Source organism: Citrobacter sp. ABFQG (assembly GCF_004322975.1).
In the GTDB taxonomy this organism is placed as follows: domain Bacteria; phylum Pseudomonadota; class Gammaproteobacteria; order Enterobacterales; family Enterobacteriaceae; genus Citrobacter; species Citrobacter freundii.
Genome location: NZ_CP036435.1, coordinates 2226078 through 2250909, shown reverse-complemented (window position 1 = coordinate 2250909; position 24832 = coordinate 2226078). Strand labels below are relative to the sequence as shown.

Below are 24832 nucleotides of genomic sequence, written 5' to 3'. Positions count from 1 at the left end.
CCAACCTTTATCCGATGGAGTACACATGAAGAAAATAAGTTTAACGAAGATGATCATATTAGGCCTGATACTCGGCATGATTGCCGGGGTGGCCATAAATAATATGGCCGCGGCTGAAACAGCAAAATCTTATGCAGCAGATATATCCATTTTTACCACTATATTCTTACGTATGGTGAAAATGATTATCGCACCATTGGTTATTTCAACTCTGGTTGTGGGTATTGCCAAAATGGGTGATGCCAAAACGCTCGGACGTATATTTTCGAAAACCTTCTTCCTGTTTATTTGCGCGTCATTGCTGTCAATCGCGCTGGGTCTGGTTATCGTTAATATCTTCCAGCCAGGCGCAGGTATCAACTTTGTGCCACATGACGTCGGCGCTGTTGCCGCCGTTAAGTCAGAGCCATTCACGCTGAAAGTGTTCATCTCACACGCGGTACCGACCAGTATTGTCGATGCGATGGCGCGTAACGAAATTCTGCAGATCGTCGTGTTCTCCATCTTCCTTGGTTGTAGCCTCGCTGCGATTGGTGAAAAAGCCGACCCTATTGTGAAAGTGCTGGATTCACTGGTGCACGTGATGCTGAAGCTGACGGGTTACGTCATGCTGTTTGCGCCACTGACCGTTTTTGCCGCTATTTCAGGTCTGATTGCCGAACGTGGTCTGGGTGTGATGGTTAGCGCCGGGATCTTCATGGGTGAGTTCTACCTGACGCTGGGTATGCTGTGGGCGATCCTGATTGGCCTGTCTACTATGATCGTCGGGCCTTGCATCGCACGGTTAACTAAATCAATCCTCGAACCCGCTCTGCTGGCCTTTACCACTTCAAGCTCTGAAGCCGCCTTCCCGGGTACGCTGGACAAGCTGGAAAAATTCGGTGTTTCTTCAAAAATCGCCAGCTTCGTTCTGCCTATCGGTTACTCCTTTAACCTGGTCGGCTCCATGGCTTATTGCTCCTTTGCCACTGTCTTTATTGCTCAGGCGTGCAACATCGAACTGAGCATGGGCGAGCAAATTACCATGCTGTTAATTCTGATGCTGACTTCTAAAGGGATGGCGGGTGTACCGCGTGCCTCGATGGTCGTTATCGCCGCTACCCTGAACCAGTTCAACATTCCGGAAGCGGGTTTGATCCTGCTGATGGGCGTCGATCCGTTCCTCGATATGGGTCGTTCCGCTACCAACGTCATGAGTAACGCCATGGGCGCTGCCATTGTGGGCCGTTGGGAAGGCGAACACTTCGGCCAGGGTTGCCGTGGAACTGCGCCAGTGAAGTCACCGGAACAGGAACGCCCGGTTACCGAAACGGAAGTCGCTTTGTCCTGATACTACGTTATTGCCGGATGGCGCTTGCGCTTATCCGGCCTACATAACGTTTAACTATCCGTAGGCCGGATTAGGCGGTACGCCGCCATCCGGCATCAAGATGAGCACACCAACAGGAACGCACAATGAATAAAACAATTATCGGCGTGAGTCTCTTTTCTTTCAGCGTCTTGTTTAGCGCAACCACATTCGCGCAAACCACGCCCGACTACGCCAAGCTGATAGAACAGGCTCATCAGAAGTACAAAAGTAATAACGATGGAAAAGTCGCCGACTACATCCCTGCTCTGGCGACCTATAGCCCGAAAAATTTTGCCATCACCATTGCGACGGTGGACGGCAAGATCTACCAGGTTGGCGATGTTAACAAACCTTTCCCAATGGAATCCCTGAGTAAAGTGTTCACCATGGCGCTCGCCATGGAGCAGCACGGTCCACAGGTAGTGCTGGATAAACTTGGCGCCAATGCCACCGGCATGCCGTTCAACTCAGGTTTGGCCGTTGAACTGACCAAAGGCGCGCCTGAAAACCCACTGGTAAACGCCGGGGCCATGAGCACCGTTAGCCTGATTGAAGCCAAAGACAAAAGCGATCGTTGGAACAAAATCCTCGACAACCTGAACGTCTGGGCCGATGCCACTCTCACCGTAAACGAACCGGTTTTCAAATCTGAAATGGAAACCAACCAGCACAATCAGGCGCTGGCCAAACTGATGGAATCCTATAACAGCTTCTATGGCAACACTGACGAAGCCGTTGAAATTTATACCCGCCAGTGCTCGGTGGATATCACCGTTGAGCAACTGGCCAAAATGGGTGCCGTACTGGCGAACAAAGGCAAATCTCCGTTCAACGGCAAACAGTTGCTGAATGAGAAATATGTTCCACAGGTACTGGCAGAAATGGCAATTGCCGGACTGTACGACGGCAGCGGTAAATGGCTGTACACCGTTGGCATTCCGGCGAAAAGCGGCGTCGGCGGCGGCATGGTTGCCGTCGTCCCAGGCGAATATGCGATTGCGGTCTATTCTCCGCCGCTTGATGAAGCCGGAAACAGCGTTCGTGCCCAGAAAACTATCGAATATGTCGCCGAAGCGACAAAAGCCAACGTCTTTTTAGCCAAATAACTTTACGCCGGATGGCACATTGCTTATCCGGCAAACAATACGAAGAGGTGAGAAGTAAACATGTCTAAACCATTTGTCTGGCAGGAACTCTTTGTTCAGAGTAAAGATAGTACCGAATATGAATTACTCAGTAACCAGCACGTTACGGTAACGGAGTTAGACGGAGAGGAAGTTATCAAGGTTGCACCGGAAGCGTTAACCTTGTTAGCACAGCAGGCGTTTTATGAGGCTTCATTTTTCCTGCGCGCCGGACATTTAAAACAGATTGCCAGCATTTTGCACGACCCACAGGCCAGCGGTAACGATAAGTACGTCGCATTACAGCTGCTGCGCAATGCAGAGGTTTCAGCTAAAGGTGTACTGCCTAACTGCCAGGACACCGGGACGGCAACCATTGTGGCCTGCAAAGGACAACATGTCTGGACAGGCGGCGATGACGCCGAAGCCTTAAGCAAAGGCGTGTATACCACCTTCACCGAAAACAATCTGCGTTACTCGCAAAATGCCCCGCTGGACATGTATACCGAGGTCAATACTCAGACAAACCTGCCGGCACAAATCGACATCAGCGCCACGCCGGGCAATGAATATAAATTCCTGTTCGTCAACAAAGGCGGCGGTTCTGCCAATAAGGCGGCGTTATTCCAGGAAACCAAATCCATTCTGCAGCCGGAAAAGCTCACCGCGTTCCTGATCGAAAAAATGAAATCACTGGGTACAGCCGCTTGTCCGCCGTATCACATCGCTTTTGTGGTTGGGGGCTTATCCGCCGACCAGACGCTGAAAGTCGCCAAACTGGCTTCAACCAAATATTACGATAATCTGCCCACCAGCGGGAATGAGCTGGGCCAGGCGTTCCGTGATACGGCGCTGGAAGCCGAGTTGCTCAATGCCAGCCGTGAGTTTGGCATCGGGGCGCAGTTTGGCGGCAAATACTTTGCCCACGATATTCGCGTAATTCGCTTACCGCGCCACGGCGGCTCCTGCCCAATCGCGATGGCCCTCTCCTGCTCTGCCGACCGCAATATTAAAGCCAAAATTAATAAACACGGTATCTGGCTGGAAAAACTCGAGCATAATCCGGGCAAATTTATCCCCGATTCTCACCGGGTAGAAAACGGCGCCCAGACCGTACAACTGGATCTGAATCGTCCGCTGCGTGAGATCCTGCTTGATCTCTCCGCCTTGCCCATTGGTACACGTCTGTCGTTAAGCGGCCCGATTGTTGTGGCTCGCGATATCGCTCACGCGAACATCAAAGCGCGACTGGATAACGGTGAACCGATGCCGGAATACATGAAAAAGCATATCGTTTACTATGCTGGTCCAGCCAAAACCCCGGAAAATCAGGCCTGTGGCTCAATGGGCCCCACCACCGGCGGGCGCATGGATGGGTATGTCGATGCTTTCCAGGCACAAGGCGGCAGCCTCATTATGCTCACCAAGGGTAACCGCAGCCAGCAGGTCACTGATGCCTGTCACAAACACGGTGGATTTAGCCTCGGCAGCATTGGCGGTGCCGCAGCCCTACTGGCGCAACAGTACGTGAAGAGTCTGCAGTGTCTTGAATATCCAGAACTGGGAATGGAAGCGGTGTGGATGATGGAAGTTAAAAATATGCCCGCCTTCGTATTAGTGGATGACAAAGGTAATAACTTCTTCAGCCAGTTCGAGCAGCAGCATCGCTGCGCAACCTGTCCGGCAGGGCATTAAGGAGTTTCCATGGAAGCGCGCGCCAATAACGACAGACACCGTCAGCGTCAGCAGAAGCTGAAAGAGCAGGTTGATACCCGCGTAGCGGCGGCAACGGAGAAGAAAGGGATCCTGATTGTCTTCACCGGCAACGGAAAAGGAAAATCCACCGCAGCCTTTGGCACGGCAACGCGCGCAGTGGGTCACGGAAAAACCGTTGGCATCGCGCAGTTTATTAAAGGTCAGTGGGATAATGGTGAGTACAACACACTGCAACCGCTCGGCGTCGAATTCCATATTATGGGTACCGGATTTACCTGGGAAACCCAAAATCGGCAAGCAGATATCGAGGCGGCAACAATTGTCTGGCAGGAAAGTAAGCGCATGCTGGCTGATGCGCATTACGATCTAGTGGTGCTGGATGAACTCACCTACATGCTGGCTTACCACTATCTGGATACGCAAGAGGTTATCAGCGCCATCGAAAATCGTCCTGCCGGTCAGAGCGTTATCGTCACAGGACGCGGATGCCATACGCTGTTACTGGAACTGGCCGATACGGTCAGTGAAATACGCCCGGTCAAACACGCGTTTGACCGCGGTATTCAGGCACAGATTGGGATCGACTGGTAGCCGTTCTTTTGCCGGATAACGATGCTAACGCGTCTTATCCGGCCTACCCATCGTTGTAGGCCTGATAAGGCATAAGCCACCCTCAGGCAGCCGATACTACGGACTTACTGAGCAACCAGTTGCGGAAAATCTGTAAATGCTCGGATTCCGATTTTTCTTCACGCCATGTCATAATAAATCGATTCCCGGTACGCATCGGAACATCGCAAGGAATGACCATATCGCCACTGTCCAGATCGTGCTGAATGGCAAAACGCGGGAGCAGCGCAACGCCCAGATTAGAGCGGACCGCCGCGATCAGCATCGATAACAAATCAAATCTCGGACCTTTATTCACCAACGGACTGCTGACATCTGACAGCGCAAACCATTCCTGCCAACCTTTGATACGCGTGCTTTGGTGCAATAGCGGGAATTCGTTTAGTAATTCGTTTACCGCCAGTTTTCGTTCCGGTTCGGCCAGCAAACAGCGACTGCATACCGGCAGAATCTCCTCTTCAAACAGGTACTCAACCCCTGACCATGGCGAATAAAAGTCTTCGCGCATGATTGCCGCGTCATACTCTCGATTGAGAAAATCACCAATATTCGCCAGGGAATGAATGTTCACGATAATATCAGGATTAAGTTTGTTAAATTCACGCAGGTTTGGGATCAGCCAGTGCGTGCTGAACGTCGGATTCACCGCCAGCTCAATAACCTGTACCGTCGGCTGCCAGGTCATTATCGTCGTCGTATCTCGTTCAAGCTTATTTAACGTTTCTTTAACGATGCTTAAATAGTGTTTGCCCGCCGCATTTAAAAAAATGCGTTTTTTGGCGTGATTAAATAGCGCGGTATTGAGAAAATCCTCCAGTGCATTTACCTGGCGGAAAACAGCACTTTGTGTTAAAGCCAGCTCTTCAGCTGCCCGGGTATAACTTTCGTGACGCGCAACCACTTCAAAAGTTACCAGCAACTCCGTCTTGGGTATTTTTCCTCTCATAACCTCTTCCATTTGCAGCGTACAAAAATAGTTTAATTTATAAAAAATAATTCAAGACACCCAGATAAGCATCGAGAGTTATATTTTATCCATTGATGTCATTGATCCAATCCATGATTTACTCACACTGATGACGGGTAAATATTAACCAATAATACTTAAGGGAAACAATAAACACAATTTAAATAAGGTTAAACTTAAGCAAATAGTGCCAATAAGTTCTTAATAATTTTTCAAGTCATCTTGTTTATTGCAGAAAAAACTTTGCGAGATTAATCAATATTATCAATGCGATAATTTTGGATAATTTCACGTTATAACTTACGGGCAAACGACTGCTTTTTATCATTCCTTGATGTAGTTTCTGCCTTTTTTTGTTAGACGTGATAAAGGACACAATGTGAAAACTTTCGGAAAGGTCTGGCTCGTTGGGGCAGGTCCCGGTGATATTTCATTGCTCACCCTCAAAGCAATGATGTGCATTAAACAGGCTGACGTCATTATTTACGATCGGCTGGTCAATCCTAAAATTTTGGAATGGGCATTACCAGATTGCCTGCTTATCAATGTCGGCAAAAATCCAGGCTTCCATTGTGTACCCCAGGATGAAATCAATGCGCTGCTCGTCCAGTATGCCCAAACTCACAATAATATTGTACGCCTGAAAGGTGGCGATCCGTATGTTTTTGGACGCGGGGCTGAAGAAGTTGAGGATCTCGTCGAGACGGGCATCCCGTTTGAAGTGGTGCCGGGTATCAGCTCAACCATTGGTGGCCTGACCTATGCTGGGATTCCGGTAACACACCGCGATTTCGCCTCGGGATTTCACGTAGTGACCGGCCATACACGGGAGGGCAACCAACAGCAGGACTGGCGTCAACTGGCAAAACTGAATGGTACCCTGGTTATCGTCATGGGCATCGCCAATCTGGCGTTTATCTGTGAGGAATTATTGATGGGTGGAAAATCAGCAGATACGCCTGCAGCGCTAATTATGTCTGCCACCCGCGATAATCAGCGCCGACTGACCTGTACGCTCGGTTCACTACTGAGCAAGGCGCAGGAAGCTAACATCCTTCCCCCTGCACTGATAGTGATTGGTGATGTGGTAACCCTGAGCGATCGGCTCTCTTTTATCCCTGAAGCCTTCAAGCTGCCAGAAAACCTTTACTGTGACAGTCTGGCATGACGAAAAGACTGGGGCGACGTTTGATGCGCCGCCCGGAAAACGCGGCAAAAGTAGCTGGTTTGTGCGTATTGGAGTTTCCGGGCAATGCTGTCTATGGAATGAACGGGATCGTGCAATAACTCCCCCGCTTTTTGCATTTTTTTCTGATTCACCCAGGTTTTAAAGTTAACGCCCTGCCGTTTCTTAAAAAAACGGCTGAAATAGTTTGCGCTTAAGCAGACGTGAGCTGCTACGGATTCCAGGGATAATTCACCATACAAATTCTCATCGATATAACGCAACGCTGCCAGTAGCTTTTTCTCGTGTCGGGAAGGTTCTGTAAAATAATGACGCATGTAACTGGTCGCTGGGATAACAATCTCATCAGATTGTTGTTCTGTTTCAAAATTATCAATAATAAAATTCAATAAATTTGCCGATGCCACCAGCGTATTATTATCGACTACCGCCACCTGACTCCATTCAGTTTTTATTTTTGGTTCATCCATCCATGAGCATTCATTATCAATAATGATTGTTTTATATTCCTGATATTTTGCCCGCACCTGCCCACAGAGCATAAAACCGTACAGATGCCCCTCGCGAATTAATGGCATAGAAAACAGACTTAGCCCTGCATGACAGCTGAGTATTCTGGGTTTAAGGTGTTTTAATCCTTCAAAAGCACAATACTTGTCACACTTTTGGCAACTCACACAATAGCGTTCATCCGCCCGCATTAATGTGCAGAACGAATTAAAATTATGACAATCCGAGAGAATTTTTCCGGTAACATCAACTACGACGGTGGCTAATCCAGTCGCACTGGAAAATACCTTTGCTATTGAGAAAAAACGTTGTAGGTAATCATCCTGAATTTTCAACGACACGGTATCCTCCGGCATTAATCAAATTAAAGCCGGTAATATGCAGAATTTAATCAAGAGAAAGAATGATGTTTACCGCAAAAAATAATCTTATTTATGCAGATGATTATGAGTAATTTGCAAGATTCAGATAACTAAAAATAAAAAAAGGCCATCATCAGATGGCCAACCATGTCGAAACGGGACCAGCCCTTGACTATGCAGAGAGTCAGGGCTGTTTTTTATTTATTACTTAATAACAGTTTTCAGCGCTTCGCCGATATCAGCCAGGCTACGAACAGTTTTCACGCCTGCAGCTTCCAGCGCAGCGAATTTCTCATCCGCCGTACCTTTCCCACCTGCGATGATCGCACCCGCGTGACCCATACGCTTACCTTTCGGCGCAGTCACACCCGCGATGTAACCCACAACCGGCTTGGTTACATGATCTTTAATGTATGCCGCCGCTTCTTCTTCAGCGCTACCGCCGATCTCACCGATCATGACGATCGCTTCAGTCTGCGGATCTTCCTGGAACAGCTTCAGGATGTCGATGAAGTTAGAACCTGGGATCGGGTCGCCACCAATGCCCACACAGGTGGACTGGCCGAAACCGTAGTCGGTAGTCTGCTTAACCGCTTCATAGGTCAGGGTACCTGAACGGGAAACGATACCCACTTTACCCGGCTTGTGAATGTGGCCCGGCATGATGCCGATTTTGCACTCGCCCGGGGTGATAACACCTGGGCAGTTCGGGCCGATCATGCGCACGCCAGCTTCATCCAGCTTCACTTTCACGGTCAGCATATCCAGCGTCGGGATACCTTCGGTGATGGTGATAATCAGTTTGATACCAGCATCAATCGCTTCCAGTATGGAGTCTTTGCAGAACGGTGCCGGAACGTAGATAACGGTGGCGGTCGCGCCCGTCGCTTCTACGGCTTCACGTACGGTGTTGAACACCGGCAGGCCCAGGTGCGTGGTGCCGCCTTTACCTGGCGTTACGCCGCCAACCATCTGCGTACCGTAAGCAATCGCTTGTTCGGAGTGGAATGTCCCCTGGCTACCGGTGAAGCCCTGGCAGATAACCTTGGTATCTTTATTAATTAAAACTGACATTATTTCCCCTCCACTGCGGCAACAACCTGCTGAGCTGCATCCGTCAGACTTTTCGCTGCAATAATATTCAGGCCACTATCAGCCAGTTTTTTCGCGCCGAGTTCAGCGTTATTACCTTCCAGACGTACCACGACCGGAACGTTTACACCTACTTCTGCTACCGCGCCGATGATACCGTCGGCGATCAGGTCGCAACGTACGATACCGCCGAAGATGTTAACCAGTACGGCTTTAACATTGTCATCAGAGAGGATAATTTTGAACGCTTCCGTTACACGCTCTTTGGTCGCACCGCCACCAACGTCGAGGAAGTTAGCCGGTTCGCCGCCGTGCAGCTTAACGATGTCCATGGTGCCCATTGCCAGGCCCGCACCGTTAACCATGCAACCGATGTTGCCGTCGAGCGCAACGTAGTTCAGTTCCCACTGCGCAGCCTGCGCTTCACGCGGATCTTCCTGAGACTGGTCGCGCATTTCGCGCAGGTCAGCCTGGCGGAACAGCGCGTTGCCGTCAGCACCCAGTTTGCCGTCGAGGCAGATCAGGTCACCCTGCTTGGTGACAACCAGCGGGTTGATTTCGATCAGCGCCAGGTCGCGCTCCAGGAAGATAGTCGCCAGACCCATGAAGATCTTGGTGAACTGCTGAACCTGTTTACCTTCCAGACCCAGTTTGAACGCCAGCTCGCGACCCTGGTAAGGCATCGGGCCTGCCAGCGGATCGAGCGCCACTTTGTGGATCAGGTGCGGGGTTTCTTCCGCTACTTTTTCGATTTCCACGCCGCCTTCGGTAGAGGCCATGAAGACCACGCGACGGGAGCTACGGTCAACAACTGCGCCGAGGTAAAGTTCTTTACCAATGTCGGTCGCGGCTTCAACCAGAATCTGATTTACCGGTTGGCCATGAGCGTCTGTCTGGTAAGTAACCAGACGTTTACCCAGCCAGTGTTCAGCAAAAGCGCGAATGTCTTCTTTGCTGTTCACAACCTTCACACCGCCCGCTTTACCGCGGCCACCAGCGTGAACCTGACATTTCACTACCCACGGGCCAGCGCCGATTTTTGAAGCGGCTTCTTCTGCTTCACGCGGAGTAGTACAGGCATAACCCACCGGTGCCGGTAAGCCATAGCGGGCAAAAAGTTGTTTTGCCTGATATTCATGTAAGTTCATGTGTTCTGTCCATCCTTCAGGTAATCGTTATCTTTTACCCGTAGGTCTGATAAGCATCCAGACCTACGGGGCAGGTGATACTCTTATTAACTACACGTCCAGCAGCAGACGCGTTGGATCTTCCAGCAACTCTTTAATGGTTACCAGGAAGCCTACTGACTCACGACCATCGATCAGACGGTGGTCATAAGACAGCGCCAGATACATCATCGGCAGGATTTCAACCTTGCCGTCTACCGCCATCGGACGATCTTTGATGGCATGCATACCCAGGATGGCGCTCTGCGGTGGGTTGATGATCGGCGTGGACATCAGGGAACCGAACACACCACCGTTAGTGATGGTGAAGTTACCGCCCGTCAGATCTTCAACCGTCAACTTGCCGTCGCGACCTTTAACTGCCAGTTCTTTAATGTTCTTCTCGATGTCAGCCATACCCAGCAGATCCACATCACGCAGGACCGGCGTGACCAGACCACGCGGCGTGGAGACCGCCATGCTGACATCAAAGTAGTTGTGATAAACCACGTCATCGCCGTCGATGGACGCGTTCACTTCCGGATAGCGTTTCAGCGCTTCAACTACCGCTTTCACGTAGAAAGACATAAAGCCCAGACGGATACCGTGGCGTTTCTCGAACGCATCACCGTATTGCTTACGCAGGTCCATGATTGGCTTCATGTTGACTTCGTTGAAAGTGGTCAGCATGGCGGTGGAATTTTTCGCTTCCAGCAGACGCTCGGCTACGCGTTTGCGCAGACGGGTCATCGGAACACGTTTTTCGCCACGCGCGCCCAGTTGAGCCTGTGGTGCAGGTGCTGCTGCCGGCGCTTTTGCTTCGGCTTTCGCAGCCGGGGCTTTCGCCAGATGTTTTTCAACATCTTCACGCGTGATACGACCGCCGACACCGGTGCCGTTGATAGCGCTGGCTTCGAGGTTATGCTCACCCAGCAGGCGACGGATCGCCGGGCTCAGGGCATCGTTGTTCTGCTCAGCAAGAGACGCCTGCTGGCGCTGTGCCGGAGTAGAATCTTTCTCTTCAGACTTAGCGCTAGTTTCTTTACCGGTGCTGTTGCCTTCACGCAGGCGACCAAGGATCTGGCGAGAAGTGACGGTTGTCCCTTCATCTTCCAGAACCGCATCAAGAATACCGTCCGCTGATGCCGGTACTTCCAGTACCACTTTGTCAGTTTCGATTTCTACCAGTACTTCATCACGACGTACTGCATCGCCCGGTTTTTTGTGCCAGGTTGCAACCGTTGCATCCGCTACGGATTCAGGCAGGTCGGGAACAAGAATATCTACGCTACTCATTATTTATCCTTTATTTAATCGACGTTCAGCGCGTCATTTACCAGATCTTGTTGCTGCTTCTGGTGAACGGACATATACCCTACTGCCGGAGAGGCAGAGGCCGGGCGACCTGCATAACGCAGAGCTGACCCAAATGGAATTACTTCACGGAAATGATGCTGGCTGCAGTACCATGCGCCCTGGTTGAGCGGCTCTTCCTGGCACCAGACAAAATCATGTACATGAGCAAACGGTTTCAGCGCTTCCTGCACCGCTTTATGCGGGAACGGATAGAGCTGTTCGATGCGCACAATGGCAACATCTTTTTGGTCGTTCTTGCGGCGTTGCTCCAGCAGGTCGTAATAAACCTTACCAGAACACATCACGACACGCTTCACGCCTTTCGGATCAAGTTCATCGACTTCGCCAATGGCTGGCAGGAAGGTGCCATTTGCCAGTTCGTCCAGCGTAGACACCGCCAACGGATGACGCAGCAGCGACTTCGGTGACATCACCACCAGCGGACGGCGCATACCGCGCAGCGCCTGACGACGCAGCATGTGGTAGACCTGTGCCGGGGTAGACGGGACGCAAACCTGCATGTTTTGCTCAGCGCAAAGTTGCAGATAACGTTCCAGACGCGCGGAGGAGTGCTCCGGACCCTGACCTTCGTAGCCGTGCGGCAGCAGCATCACCAGACCGCACATACGGCCCCATTTCTGCTCGCCGGAAGAGATGAACTGGTCGATAACCACCTGCGCACCGTTGGCGAAGTCGCCGAACTGCGCTTCCCAGATGGTCAGCGTGCGCGGTTCTGCCGTGGCATAACCATACTCGAACGCCAGTACCGCTTCTTCAGACAGCACGGAGTCCCATACGCGGAACGTGCCCTGGCCGTTATGCACATGCTGCAGCGGCGTGTAGGTTGAACCGTTCGCCTGATTATGAATGACCGCGTGACGGTGGAAGAAGGTTCCGCGACCGGAGTCTTCACCCGACAGACGAACCGGAATGCCTTCGTCCACCAGCGTGGCGTAAGCCAGATTCTCTGCCCCCCCCCAGTCGAATAGCTTCTCGCCTGCGGCCATGGCCTGACGGTCGCCGTAAATTTTGGCAACACGCGACTGCATTTCAACGGCTTCAGGCACGGTGCTGATACGTTTTGCCAGCTCCTGCAGACGCTTCATCTCAACCTTGTTCGGGTAGCTTTCGTCCCACTCGTGGTTGAGGTACGGCGACCAGGTGAAGGAGTGCATGTTCATTGGACGCCACTCTTTCACCACGCATTCACCAGCATCCAGCGCATCACGGTACAGATTGACCATTTCGGTCGCATCTTCCAGCGTGGCGACTTTGTCCGCTTCCAGCTTGTCAGCGTAGATTTTACGCGGGGTCGGATGCTTTTTGATTTTCTGATACATCAGCGGCTGGGTTGCGCTCGGCTCGTCGGCTTCGTTGTGGCCGTGACGGCGGTAGCACACCAGATCGATGAACACATCGCGTTTGAAGGTGTTACGGAAATCCAGAGCCAGACGCGTCACGAAAGCGACCGCTTCCGGGTCATCCGCGTTAACGTGGAAGATTGGTGCCTGAACCATCTTACCGATGTCGGTGCAGTACGGCGTAGAACGCGCATCCAACGGGTTAGAGGTAGTAAAGCCAACCTGGTTGTTAATGACGATACGCACGGTACCGCCCACTTCGTAACCACGCGCTTTCGACATGTTCAGGGTTTCCTGAACCACGCCCTGCCCGGTTACCGCCGCATCGCCGTGGATGGTGATTGGCAGTACTTTATTGCTGCTCGGCTCGTCCAGACGATCCAGGCGTGCACGTACGGAGCCGATAACCACCGGGCTAACGATTTCCAGGTGCGACGGGTTAAACGCCAGCGCCAGGTGTACCAGACCGCCTTCGGTTTCGATATCAGACGAGAAGCCCATGTGGTACTTCACGTCACCGGTGCCGAGGTGTTCTTTATGTTTGCCCGCAAATTCGTCGAACAGTTCCTGCGGGCGTTTGCCCAGTACGTTAACCAGAACGTTCAGACGACCACGGTGCGCCATACCCAGCACCACTTCACGGGTACCGCTGTTACCAGCGTGGCGGATCATCTCTTTGAGCATTGGGATTAACGCATCACCGCCTTCCAGCGAGAAGCGTTTCGCGCCCGGGAACTTAGCGCCCAGGTAGCGTTCCAGTCCTTCTGCTGCGGTCAGTTCGCTCAGGAAGCGTTTCTTCTCTTCGGTACTGAATGCGGCACGGCCAGACTCGATACGCTGTTGAAGCCAGCGTTTTTCTTCGGTGCTGGTGATGTGCATATACTCGGCGCCAATTGGGCCGCAGTAGGTTTGTTTCAGCGCAACAACCAGGTCGCTCAGCTTCATGGTGTCTTTGCCGCCGGCAAAAGAACCTACGTTAAAGCTTTCCTGGAAATCCGCATCGGTCAGATCGTGGAAAGACGGGTCCAGATCGGCCACATTTTCTTGCTGCCACAGTCCCAGCGGATCAAGATTCGCATGCTGATGACCGCGGAAACGGTAGGCGTTAATGAGCTGCAGGACTTTAACCTGCTTCACATTGGCATCAGGGTCGGAGATAGAAGAAGAGTAACGTGGAGTAATCAACGCCTGCCGACGGAAATAATCACGTGTTTTTGAGTGGAGTTGATCCGGTTTGACTCCGGTACCAGGTAACTGCTGGAACGTCGAACGCCAGTTAGCATCTACCGAGTCAGGGTCGGTTAAGAAGTCTTCATAGAGCTGTTCTATCCAGCTCTGGTTAGAACCAGAGAGGTAAGAAGAGTCCAACCAGGCTTTCAAAGCGCTGTTCTGCATCGTGATCCCTTAAGCATCTTTTCTGCTTATTTAATACTCTAAATAGATCGCGTTTCAGGAAGGTGGCAAGCTTGCGAATCCCAGGGAGCTTACATCCAGTAAGTGACCAGGGTGAGCAAGTGCAGCCAACGCACATGCAACGTGAACTATGACGAGTATTTCGCCGTGGATACTACCACGCACACCGATGTGCGTGCCGGGGTTCACTTGTTGCGGACTGTCGTGTCATCTGCGTCCGCTAAGGAACCTTTAAAAACTGTCTAATAATCTTCGCTGTTCAGGCTACGACTGCGTTGCGGCCTTGTCTCGCTCTGAACATCTCGATTATTACTACTCATATGGCAGTTTTTAGAGGTTTCCTGTACTACCGGGGAATCACTTCCCCGGCAACCACTACAAAAACTTACGCACTACGTTTGAGCAGCATCGACTTAATATGGCCGATGGCGCGCGTCGGGTTCAGTCCTTTAGGACATACGCTGACGCAGTTCATGATGCTATGGCAGCGGAATACGCTGAAAGCGTCACTTAAACCTTCCAGGCGGCTGTCGGTCTCGGTATCGCGGCTATCAATTAAGAAGCGATACGCGGCCAGCAGGCCTGCCGGGCCAATAAACTTGTCCGGATTCCACCAGAATGATGGGCAGGACGTTGAGCAGCATGCACACAAAATACATTCATACAGCCCATCGAGCTTCTCACGCTGCTCAGGCATTTGTAAATGCTCACGAGCCGGCGGATTTTTCCCATTATTCAACAAGTAAGGCTTAATCTTCTCATACTGTGCGTAGAATTGCCCCATGTCTACCACCAAATCGCGCACAACCGGTAAACCCGGCAGCGGGCGAATGACAATTTTCTTGCCCGGCTGATTCAGCGCAGAAATAGGTGTGATACAGGCCAGTCCATTTTTGCCGTTCATATTCAGACCGTCGGAGCCGCAGACCCCTTCACGGCAGGAACGGCGGAACGACAGAGACGGATCTTTTTCTTTCAGCTGCATCAATGCATCCAGCAGCATCATGTCGCGCCCTTCTTCCGCCTCCAGGGTGTAATCCTGCATACGCGGAGCGTCGTCAACATCCGGGTTATAGCGATAAACTGAAAACTCGAGTTTCATTGTCCTGTCTCCGCATTAATAAGTACGAATCTTCGGCGGGAATGCCGGGCGCAGCTTCGGTTCCATATTGACTTGACGTCGCGTCATGGATTCCGATTCTGGCAGGTACAGGGAATGGCACAGCCAGTTTTCATCATCTCGTTCCGGGAAGTCGAAGCGGCTATGCGCGCCACGGCTTTCGGTACGGAAGTTTGCAGAGACTGCAGTGGCGTACGCGGTCTCCATCAGGTTATCCAACTCCAGACACTCAACGCGCTGGGTGTTGAACTCGCTGGAGGTATCGTCCAGACGGGCATTTTTCAGGCGTTCGCGAATCGCTTTCAGCTCTTCCAGACCTTTCGCCATCGCATCGCCTTCGCGGAATACCGAGAAGTTATGCTGCATACATTCTTGCAGCGCTTTGCGAATCGCCACCGGGTCTTCACCGTTACGGTTACCGTTCCAGCGGTTCAGTCGTGCCAGAGAAGCATCGATTTCATCTTCGGTCGCATCCAGCAGGTCACCCTGCTCAGCGATAGATTCCTGCAGATGCAGACCCACCGCACGACCAAACACCACCAGGTCCAGCAGCGAGTTGCCGCCGAGACGGTTGGCACCGTGAACCGATACGCAGGCGATTTCGCCTACCGCAAACAGTCCCGGGATCACCACATCTTCGCCCTGCTCATTCACAGTCAGCGCCTGGCCAGTAACTTTGGTCGGAATACCGCCCATCATATAGTGGCAGGTTGGGATAACCGGAATCGGCTCTTTAACCGGGTCAACGTGAGCAAAGGTACGGGACAGTTCGAGAATGCCCGGCAGACGGGATTCCAGCACTTCTTTACCCAAGTGGTCGAGTTTCAGCTTAGCGTGCGGACCCCACGGGCCGTCACAGCCGCGACCTTCACGGATTTCGATCATGATGGAACGCGCCACCACGTCACGACCCGCCAGGTCTTTCGCATTCGGGGCATAACGCTCCATGAAGCGCTCGCCGTGTTTGTTCAACAGATAACCACCTTCACCACGGCAGCCTTCTGTGACCAGAACGCCCGCACCGGCGATGCCGGTTGGGTGGAACTGCCACATTTCCATATCCTGCACCGGCACGCCAGCGCGGATAGCCATACCAACACCGTCACCAGTATTGATGTGGGCATTGGTGGTGGACTGATAAATACGGCCAGCACCACCGGTCGCCAGCACGGTCGCACGGGCTTTGAAGTAAACTACCTCACCGGTTTCAATACACAACGCGGTACAACCGACAATCGCGCCATCGGCATTTTTTACCAGATCCAGCGCATACCATTCTGAGAAGATGGTGGTATGGTTTTTCAGGTTCTGCTGATACAGCGTGTGCAACAGCGCATGACCGGTACGGTCTGCCGCTGCCGCAGTACGTGCCGCTTGCTCACCGCCGAAGTTCTTCGACTGGCCGCCAAACGGACGTTGATAAATTGTGCCATTGTCGAGGCGAGAGAACGGCAGCCCCATGTGGTCCAGTTCCAGAATCGCTTCCGGACCGGTTTTACACATATATTCAATAGCGTCCTGGTCACCAATGTAGTCCGACCCTTTAACGGTGTCGTACATGTGCCATTCCCAGTTATCTTCATGGGTATTACCGAGCGCAACGGTGATGCCACCCTGCGCGGATACGGTATGGGAACGAGTTGGGAACACTTTAGAGAGCAGCGCACAAGTCTGCCCGCTCTGGGAAATTTGCAGCGCCGCGCGCATACCTGCGCCGCCGGCACCAATCACAACAGCATCAAATTCTCTGACTGGCAGTTTCATTACACACCCCACACCACAACAAATCCATAAATGACGTAAACCACCAGCGCAACAACGATAGCCAGTTGCAGAATCAGGCGCACAGCCAGGGGTTTAACGTAGTCGGTCAACACCTGCCACATGCCGATCCAGGCATGAATCAAGATGGAGAAAAGTGCCAGCAGGGTGAAGACTTTGGTGAATGCCGATGAGAAGAAACCGGTCCAGACTTCATACGTCAGCTCGCCGCTGGTGGCGAAGAAACCGACCATAAAGATGATGTATAACGTCAGAACGATAGCGGTAGCACGGACCAGAATGAAGTCATGTACGCCGTTGCGTCCTAATGCGGAGGCGTTGCTTACCATACGAGGACTCCTGCGAGAAGTGAAAGCACGACAATAATAACGAAACAAATTTTGGCGGAGCGTGTCCCTGCTTCGAGGGTTTCTTCGATATAGCCAAAATCCATCAACAGATGGCGAATGCCCATTACGGCGTGATATGCCAGCGCAATCAGGATCCCCCACAGAATTAACTCCACAAAGAAGTTATTCATAATGGATGACGCGGTGAGGAAACCTTCAGGGGAGGAAAGGCTGGTACCCAATAACCACAACAGAATCCCGACCGCCACGAAGGTGATCACTCCGGATACGCGATGGAGAATGGACGCTATCGCCGTGATTGGGAACCGGATCGTTTGCAGATCCAGATTGACAGGTCTTTGTTTTTTCACATTTCTTATCATGAATAACGCCCACATGCTGTTCTTATTATTCCCTTTAGACTTCGGGTACAGAAGATGAAGACACCTGTAGCCTGAAAGACGACGGGATTTCCTTCCTCCGGTCTGCGTGCGGGTCAGACAGCGTCCTTACTATAACTACGCGTCATATAAAACACTGCTTCCAGATGCTAAAACGACACGTTACAACGCTGGTTGGCTCGGGATTGCAGGGTATTCCGGAGACCTGGCGGCAGTATAGGACGTTCACAAAATCATTACAATTAACCTACATATAGTTTGTCGGGTTTTATCCCGAACAGTGACATAGGTCACGATAACAACATTATTTTAATTTTTAATCATCTGATTTGACAATCATTAAACAAAGTTGTTACAAACGACACCAGAAAAAGCATATAATGCGTAAAAGTTATGGGGTCACTCTTTCACCGGAGATTTAGTTATGTAACAGTGTGGAAGTATTGACCAATACCTTCAGGACAGTTATTAGTGATAGACAGGTTAAATAATTCGGATTGCTAAGTTCTTGATTTGCAGTTTATTCGCCATAAAAAGACCGTTTTACCTGCAAGCGCCCATAGCTCTGTACCCAGGTCATCCCCTCTTTCGCAGAGCGGCGAGCCAAATAACAAACTGGTAACGGTTTATTGATGCACGAAGGCAAATTTGAGTTCCGGCAGTCTTAAGCAATAAGGCGCTAAGGAGACCGTAAATGGCTGATACTAAAGCAAAACTCACTCTAAATGGTGACGCTGCTATTGAACTGGATGTGCTGAAAGGTACGCTCGGTCAGGACGTTATTGATATTCGTAGTCTTGGCTCAAAAGGGATGTTTACTTTTGACCCAGGTTTTACCTCTACCGCATCCTGCGAATCCAAAATTACTTTCATCGACGGTGACGAAGGTGTTTTGCTGCATCGCGGCTTCCCGATTGACCAGTTGGCGACCGAGTCCAACTATCTGGAAGTGTGTTATATCCTGCTGTACGGCGAAAAACCGACGCAGGAAGAGTACGACGAGTTCAAAACCACAGTCACTCGCCATACCATGATCCACGAGCAGATCACGCGTCTGTTCCACGGTTTCCGCCGCGACTCTCACCCGATGGCCGTTATGTGCGGTGTCACCGGAGCGCTGGCAGCGTTTTATCATGACTCGCTGGATGTAAACAACGCGCGTCATCGTGAAATCGCCGCCTTCCGCCTACTGTCCAAAATGCCAACCATGGCAGCGATGTGCTACAAGTATTCCATCGGGCAGCCGTTCGTGTACCCGCGTAACGATCTCTCCTACGCTGGTAACTTCCTGAACATGATGTTCTCTACGCCGTGCGAAAAATACGAAGTGAATCCGATTCTGGAACGCGCCATGGACCGTATCTTAATCCTGCACGCTGACCACGAACAGAACGCCTCAACCTCTACCGTACGTACCGCGGGCTCTTCTGGCGCTAACCCGTTTGCCTGCATCGCGGCTGGTATCGCTTCCCTGTGGGGACCGGCACACGGCGGCGCAAACGAAGCTGCGCTGAAAATGCTGGAAGAAATCAGCTCTGTTAAACACATTCCGGAATTTGTTCGCCGCGCGAAAGACAAGAATGATTCCTTCCGCCTGATGGGCTTTGGTCACCGTGTTTATAAAAACTATGACCCGCGCGCTACCGTCATGCGTGAAACCTGCCACGAAGTGCTGAAAGAACTGGGCACCAAAGATGATCTGCTGGAAGTGGCGATGGAACTTGAGCACATTGCGCTCAACGACCCATACTTCATCGAGAAGAAACTCTACCCGAACGTAGACTTCTACTCCGGCATAATCCTGAAAGCGATGGGTATTCCGTCCTCCATGTTCACCGTTATCTTCGCCATGGCGCGTACCGTTGGCTGGATTGCACACTGGAACGAAATGCACACCGACGGCATGAAAATCGCCCGTCCGCGTCAGCTGTACACCGGCTACGACAAGCGCGATTTTAAATCTGATATTAAGCGTTAATTGTTCAGGCCACCGGGTAATTCCGGTGGCTTTTCTCAGATCCTGCTCAAATTACCACATTCATCTCATCAATATTATTCTCATCAGCCAATTCGTCCCATAATACATTTCAGACATGCGCCCCTTTTATATAGCATTAATCGCCAACGCATTATTTGATTTTTAAATTTATTAGCTATTTAATTCGGCCTTATAAAATACATCTCTGGATTAAATGGCATGGGCAATCTTATTTACCTGAAGATAACAGGTGAACAACAAGAAAATATTTCTTCCGGCTGCGGCACTTACGCGTCAGTAGGGAATCGCTGGCAGGAAAATCATCCTGATGAGATTTTTGCTTTTTCACTTTCGAATGGATTAGCTAATACTGATTCTGGTATTAATACCCAGCTACTGAACTTCACAAAACTAATTGATAAAAGCACACCATTATTGATTAACGCCATTAATAACAATGAACGTCTGTTTATTGAAATTGATTTATGGAGAATAAACAGATTTGGTAGATGGGAACGCTACTATTATATTCAATTAAGAAATGCGTCGGTAAAAAGCATACAAACCTATGTGGCCCTAAACGAGCTGGATACCGAAGAAATTGCAGTATCGTATGACCATATTCTTTGCAAGCACCTAATTGCCAATACGGAATTTAACTACCTGGCATTGCCTGCTGAGTACAACCGTTTATTTATACCACCTCTCAATCAGCCGACTAATTCGATAATACCCGTTTCGAACCGTCCTCCTCCCCCTGCGCCACACATTCCTGCTGTCACGCCGGTCTATGCCAAATCCTGTCTGAAAGAGAAAGGCTGTACAGACGCGGGGAGCCGTGAAGAATCGGCTGAAAACTTCGGACAGATAGCGGTTTTCGCACAATCTTCCGTCGTTGATTGTTGCGGATATACACAGCCCGCAGAAGCCTCGGCCGCGCTGCCGATCTTAGGTGGGCTGACGCAGGTGTGGGGCGAGTGGTCACTCGGTGGCATGCTCAGCGCCGCACGCGGCGTTCCTTATATCGGAGCGCTAGCTTCCGCGCTGTATATTCCGTCCGCGGGTACGGGCAGCGCACGCGTTCCCGGACGTGATGAGTTCTGGTATGAGGAAGAACTGCGGAAAAAGGCGCTGGTAGGTGGCACTGCCACCACCCGGGTTCGTTTTTTCTGGGGAACCGACATTCACGGTAAATCGCAAGTCTACGGCGTGCATACCGGCGAAGGTACTCCTTATGAAAACGTGCGCGTCGCGAATATGCTGTGGAACGATGAACATCATCGCTATGAATTTACGCCTGCCCACGACGCAGGCGGGCCGTTAATCACATGGACGCCGGAAAATCCTGCGACCGGCGATTTACCCACACATACGGGTAGCAATGTTCCACCGCTGGATCAGCCAACCATTCTGGTGACACCAATCCCGGATGGCAAAAACGAATACACCACGCCGCCGTTCCTTGTGCCCGATGTCGCCGATTTTAACGATTATATTCTGGTCTTTCCGGCCGATTCAGGCATTCAGCCGATATATGTTTACCTCAGCGAGAGAAAAACATCTTATACTCATAGACATAAGCACTATCCTTCCAAAAATAGACCCTGGGAGGAAGTGATAAAAAATACGAAGTCTGGTCCAGCAAAATTCAAACCAGAAGTCCATATCGAATCTGTAGACCAGGATGTATGGGAGAATGGTACTCCAACAACTAATGGACAAAACTGGAAAGTTAAAGAATTCAATAATGTCCAAGGCGCTTACAAAGGAAAGGAAACGAAATGGGTGGTTACCAAAGAATCTCAAGGAACTATTCACTCTCATCCAATAGGTTCAAATGAGGCCAGGAAATTAACAAAATGAAAACAAATTACTGCATTTTAGGAAATAACTATCATATCGAAAATGTAGAGAATATTTACGACGAAATATCAGCTTTAGATTTCAACAAAACTGAGTTGGAAGAGGTAACACGATTAGATGAAGATTTATTTCAGCTAGCCTTAAATGATGGGGTTGTTGTAGACATTGGTTGGTATCCTTCATTTGAAGAAGGTGGTGAATTTATCATTCAAGTGATACAAAATAGTGACTGGGATCACCCTATGATAAAAATATCCTCTGGATGGGATAAAAATGAGTTAATTGAAAAGTTAAACATAGTTTTAGAACAGTTACCTTTTTGTCTTAAAAGTTGAATACGCATTCAGAAAACAAATAATAACACTCTGCAAAGCATCTTATTATAAAGGTGAATATATGAATCATCTTAAGCAAAAACTCGAAGACTACACTGAATCCGAATTCTTAGACTTCCTAAATGAATTCTCTGCAAACCCGCGCTACCAGGGAGAAATGGATCGTGAATCTTACATCGACTCATTAGTCGATCATTTCGATAAAATCGTGGACCATCCGGAAAGTAATGGATTGATTTTTTATCCCACGGATGACAGGGAAGACAGCCCACAAGGCGTCATTGATGAAATCAAAAGATGGCGTAAGTCCCAGGGACGCTCATCATTTAAACAATCAACCTAAAAATTTTCAAATCAAACACTCGAATTATCAGTGTAAATTATATAACAACGAATATTTATACATGTGGGAATTTAAAATGACGATCACGGTTACGGTTCAAGCTCAACTCATTGTCGGTGAAGCACAGGTAATAGAAAGTTTGGCCCCAGAAGGTTCTTACACGGCTGTATTTGAAGATGATGGTCAAACCGGGTACTTCTATGCACTTGATGAATCTGCTGACGGAAATCCTATCAAAGATGCACTGCATATTTACAATGCAGAAGATGTTTCAGATGGGCATATCCCATCAGATGTGAAGATCGGTTGGTCAGAAGACAGTAAGAAATGTGTGTTGCTGATAAATGGTTACCCACACGGCGTCTTTAATTTTGAATCTAAAAATGGATACTGCCGGAGCGGTTTTCCACCTACAATCAGTCAGGAATGGTCTGTCTTTGGGCATGCATGGAATGATGCTGTCGATGATTTTTTCAGATAACAGGCATCAATACCCGATCACCGGTTAGTCCGTTTTTATTGATACTTGATATTTTTTTCAGCGGACTTTTTCTCTATGCTGTATCAACACGTTAAACGCAGCATATAACTCAGGAGCATGGGATGCCTGTTTTGCAGTGGAGCCTGTTGTTTGTGCTATCGCTCCTGCTTTCCCTGCTCTTTCTGTTTATCCATCTTCCAGGACCCTTGCTGCTCGGTTCGATGATCGTCGGCATCATCTTTAGTCTGCGCGGCGTCTCTCTGCATCCTCCTCGCTGCACATTTCTTGGCGCGCAGGCGATTCTCGGCTGCATGATTGCCCAAAATCTGACCGGTTCAATCTTCACAACCCTTGCAGCCCACTGGCCGATGGTGATTGTTATCCTGCTGGCAACCCTTATCAGCAGCGCGATAATCGGCTGGCTGCTGGTTCGCTACAGTACGCTACCGGGTAACACCGGCGCATGGGGCTCGTCACCAGGCGGCGCAGCGGCAATGGTTGCAATGGCCCAGGATTATGGTGCCGACATCCGACTGGTGGCGTTTATGCAGTATCTGCGCGTACTGTTAGTAGTCGGCGCGGCAGCGCTGGTCACCCGGCTGGTGATGGGCGACCAGGCGCAGGCGGTCACTGAACAAATCATCTGGTTTCCGCCGCTAAGCGGCAATCTTTTCAGCACTCTGATGCTGGCCGCCGTTGCCGGCACGACTGGACGCTTACTGCGTATTCCCTCTGGCGTCATGCTATTGCCGATGCTGGTGGGTGCCTTGCTGAATGCAAGCGGAGTGATGGTGATTGAACTGCCGGAATGGCTACTGGCGATAGCCTATATGGCCATCGGCTGGCAAATCGGCCTTGGCTTTGACAAACAGATCTTTCTAATGGCATTACGACCACTGCCGCAGATCCTGTTGTCCATTTTTTCACTAATGGCGATCTGCGCCGGTATGGCCTGGGGACTGGCGCATTACATGCAGATTGATTTTCTCACTGCCTATCTGGCGACCAGTCCAGGTGGCGTGGATTCTGTCGCGGTGATTGCCGCAGGAAGCCACGCTGATATGGCGCTCATCATGGCGATGCAAACCCTGCGACTGTTCAGCATTTTGTTAACTGGCCCCGCAGTCGCGCGGTTTATTTCGGTGCACGCGCCAAAACAGCCCGCTTAGTGCTGACATCCCGGACACCAGTAAAAAGGTCGCGAAGAGAGCATCGTTTTCTCGATAGTCCCACCACAACGCTCACAGGCTTCGCCGTCCCGATGAAAGACCTTGAAGCGAAACAACGCACCGTGATGTTTATTCTCATCGACCAGCCCGCGGGTATTATAAGACAGGCGCGGAATATCAAGCAGCGCATGTGCCAGTTGATCCAGTTGCTCATCACTAAGCTGCGACGCTTTATGCTGCCCGGTCAACCCAACCTGCCAAAGGATCTCTACCCGCAAGTAGTTACCTAATCCCGCCAGAAAAGCCTGGTCCAGTAGCAGACCAGAAAACTGGCGATTGCAAAAACGCGGAGATAACAGACGCGCTTTAACGTCATCGGGCGTTAAACGTAAATCCAGTACATCCGGCCCTACCCGTTGCAGGAACGGGTGGGTGGCGAGCTGTTCTGGCGTCAGCATTTCGATATCAGACGCGCTATAGAGCAGAATTGTCTTGTCATGTGTTTGCAGACTGACGCGCAGTACCCGCGAAGTTTGCGGAATTTCGCCGGTATCCACCACTCGCCACACGCCATAGAGCTGATTGTGACTGTACAGCGTCAGGCCATTAGAAAAATGGGTCAGCAGCGCTTTCCCTCGCGTTTCAAGCTGGGTTACACGTTGCCCAATCAGTTGAGATTGAAACGGTTTTAACTGCTCAAAGGCAAACCAGACATCCGTCAGGGGTTTGCCTTTGACTGCCGCCTCCAGGTTATCCGCCGCTCGGCGGATCTCCGGGCCTTCAGGCATAATACTGTC

Annotated in this window: 22 protein-coding genes and 1 pseudogene; 12 read left to right on the top strand and 11 right to left on the bottom strand. The window is 50.7% G+C overall.

What is annotated here, in order from left to right; genetic code table 11:
* Positions 1 to 25 precede the first annotated feature (25 nt).
* The 4 genes from WN16_RS10900 (at position 26) to cobO (ending at position 4782) form a co-directional block, all read left to right on the top strand.
* Positions 26 to 1330: a dicarboxylate/amino acid:cation symporter gene (locus tag WN16_RS10900; RefSeq protein ID WP_003022946.1), complete on the top strand. Its 1305-nt coding sequence runs from the start codon at positions 26 to 28 to the stop codon at positions 1328 to 1330.
* Between the two features lie 125 nt (positions 1331 to 1455).
* A complete protein-coding gene (gene glsA, locus WN16_RS10895) occupies positions 1456 to 2457 on the top strand; it encodes a glutaminase A (protein WP_016149805.1) in 1002 nt (333 codons plus the stop codon).
* Positions 2458 to 2517: 60 nt separating this feature from the next.
* The gene (locus WN16_RS10890) at positions 2518 to 4170 is read left to right on the top strand and encodes a class I fumarate hydratase (RefSeq protein ID WP_044701043.1); all 1653 of its coding nucleotides are present in this window, start codon (positions 2518 to 2520) and stop codon (positions 4168 to 4170) included.
* Between the two features lie 9 nt (positions 4171 to 4179).
* Positions 4180 to 4782, top strand: a complete 603-nt coding sequence (gene cobO, locus WN16_RS10885) for a cob(I)yrinic acid a,c-diamide adenosyltransferase (protein ID WP_044701041.1) — start codon at positions 4180 to 4182, stop codon at positions 4780 to 4782.
* An 82-nt stretch (positions 4783 to 4864) separates the two neighbouring features.
* On the opposite strand, the gene WN16_RS10880 is transcribed toward cobO, so the two are convergent.
* Entirely contained in the window at positions 4865 to 5767 is a 903-nt protein-coding gene (locus WN16_RS10880; protein WP_003022936.1) for a LysR substrate-binding domain-containing protein, read from the bottom strand.
* 400 nt (positions 5768 to 6167) lie between these two features.
* Here WN16_RS10880 and cobA point away from each other — a divergent pair, with 400 nt between their 5' ends.
* Positions 6168 to 6956, top strand: coding sequence for a uroporphyrinogen-III C-methyltransferase (gene cobA, locus WN16_RS10875; RefSeq protein WP_003835432.1), 789 nt, complete (start codon positions 6168 to 6170; stop codon positions 6954 to 6956).
* Here cobA and WN16_RS10870 read toward each other — a convergent pair.
* The 9 genes from WN16_RS10870 to sdhC all read right to left on the bottom strand — a co-directional run bounded on the left by WN16_RS10870 (position 6935) and on the right by sdhC (position 17863).
* Complete coding sequence (locus WN16_RS10870; protein WP_044701038.1) at positions 6935 to 7825, bottom strand: PocR ligand-binding domain-containing protein; 891 nt, start codon at positions 7823 to 7825, stop codon at positions 6935 to 6937. The genes cobA and WN16_RS10870 overlap by 22 nt on opposite strands.
* Positions 7826 to 8050: 225 nt before the next feature.
* Complete coding sequence (gene sucD, locus WN16_RS10865) at positions 8051 to 8920, bottom strand: succinate--CoA ligase subunit alpha (protein WP_003022929.1); 870 nt, start codon at positions 8918 to 8920, stop codon at positions 8051 to 8053.
* Positions 8920 to 10086, bottom strand: a complete 1167-nt coding sequence (gene sucC, locus WN16_RS10860; protein ID WP_003022927.1) for an ADP-forming succinate--CoA ligase subunit beta — start codon at positions 10084 to 10086, stop codon at positions 8920 to 8922. The genes sucD and sucC overlap by 1 nt, the downstream gene beginning before the upstream one ends.
* A 90-nt stretch (positions 10087 to 10176) precedes the next feature.
* The gene (gene odhB, locus WN16_RS10855; RefSeq protein ID WP_003022925.1) at positions 10177 to 11400 is read right to left on the bottom strand and encodes a 2-oxoglutarate dehydrogenase complex dihydrolipoyllysine-residue succinyltransferase; all 1224 of its coding nucleotides are present in this window, start codon (positions 11398 to 11400) and stop codon (positions 10177 to 10179) included.
* Between the two features lie 14 nt (positions 11401 to 11414).
* Complete coding sequence (gene sucA, locus WN16_RS10850) at positions 11415 to 14216, bottom strand: 2-oxoglutarate dehydrogenase E1 component (RefSeq protein ID WP_044701036.1); 2802 nt, start codon at positions 14214 to 14216, stop codon at positions 11415 to 11417.
* Between the two features lie 403 nt (positions 14217 to 14619).
* A complete protein-coding gene (gene sdhB, locus WN16_RS10845) occupies positions 14620 to 15336 on the bottom strand; it encodes a succinate dehydrogenase iron-sulfur subunit SdhB (RefSeq protein ID WP_003022921.1) in 717 nt (238 codons plus the stop codon).
* A 15-nt stretch (positions 15337 to 15351) separates the two neighbouring features.
* A complete protein-coding gene (gene sdhA, locus WN16_RS10840; protein WP_003022919.1) occupies positions 15352 to 17118 on the bottom strand; it encodes a succinate dehydrogenase flavoprotein subunit in 1767 nt (588 codons plus the stop codon).
* On the bottom strand, positions 17118 to 17465 hold the full coding sequence (gene sdhD / locus WN16_RS10835) for a succinate dehydrogenase membrane anchor subunit (RefSeq protein WP_003022916.1): 348 nt from the start codon (positions 17463 to 17465) through the stop codon (positions 17118 to 17120). The genes sdhA and sdhD overlap by 1 nt, the downstream gene beginning before the upstream one ends.
* Positions 17459 to 17863, bottom strand: a complete 405-nt coding sequence (sdhC, locus tag WN16_RS10830; RefSeq protein ID WP_003831406.1) for a succinate dehydrogenase cytochrome b556 subunit — start codon at positions 17861 to 17863, stop codon at positions 17459 to 17461. Before sdhC ends, sdhD begins: the two co-directional genes overlap by 7 nt.
* A 383-nt stretch (positions 17864 to 18246) precedes the next feature.
* Between sdhC and WN16_RS24430 the strand changes: the two are divergent.
* The 7 genes and pseudogenes from WN16_RS24430 to WN16_RS10800 all read left to right on the top strand — a co-directional run bounded on the left by WN16_RS24430 (position 18247) and on the right by WN16_RS10800 (position 24035).
* A pseudogene (locus WN16_RS24430) lies at positions 18247 to 18357 on the top strand (hypothetical protein).
* Positions 18358 to 18560: 203 nt separating this feature from the next.
* A complete protein-coding gene (locus WN16_RS10825) occupies positions 18561 to 19844 on the top strand; it encodes a citrate synthase (RefSeq protein WP_003831404.1) in 1284 nt (427 codons plus the stop codon).
* A gap of 219 nt (positions 19845 to 20063) precedes the next feature.
* A complete protein-coding gene (gene tssD, locus WN16_RS10820; protein ID WP_088169012.1) occupies positions 20064 to 21707 on the top strand; it encodes a type VI secretion system tube protein TssD in 1644 nt (547 codons plus the stop codon).
* Positions 21704 to 22042, top strand: a complete 339-nt coding sequence (locus WN16_RS10815) for a hypothetical protein (RefSeq protein ID WP_003847324.1) — start codon at positions 21704 to 21706, stop codon at positions 22040 to 22042. The genes tssD and WN16_RS10815 overlap by 4 nt, the downstream gene beginning before the upstream one ends.
* Before the next feature lie 61 nt (positions 22043 to 22103).
* Complete coding sequence (locus tag WN16_RS10810) at positions 22104 to 22385, top strand: bacteriocin immunity protein (protein WP_032938511.1); 282 nt, start codon at positions 22104 to 22106, stop codon at positions 22383 to 22385.
* A 76-nt stretch (positions 22386 to 22461) separates the two neighbouring features.
* Positions 22462 to 22866 carry a DUF2251 domain-containing protein gene (locus WN16_RS10805; protein ID WP_044701066.1) on the top strand — a complete coding sequence of 135 codons (405 nt, stop codon included), beginning with the start codon at positions 22462 to 22464 and terminating at the stop codon, positions 22864 to 22866.
* Between the two features lie 122 nt (positions 22867 to 22988).
* Entirely contained in the window at positions 22989 to 24035 is a 1047-nt protein-coding gene (locus WN16_RS10800; RefSeq protein WP_044701031.1) for an AbrB family transcriptional regulator, read from the top strand.
* On the opposite strand, the gene nei is transcribed toward WN16_RS10800, so the two are convergent.
* Positions 24032 to 24823, bottom strand: a complete 792-nt coding sequence (nei, locus tag WN16_RS10795; protein ID WP_044701028.1) for an endonuclease VIII — start codon at positions 24821 to 24823, stop codon at positions 24032 to 24034. The two genes, WN16_RS10800 and nei, sit on opposite strands and share 4 nt — an antisense overlap.
* Positions 24824 to 24832 lie beyond the last annotated feature (9 nt).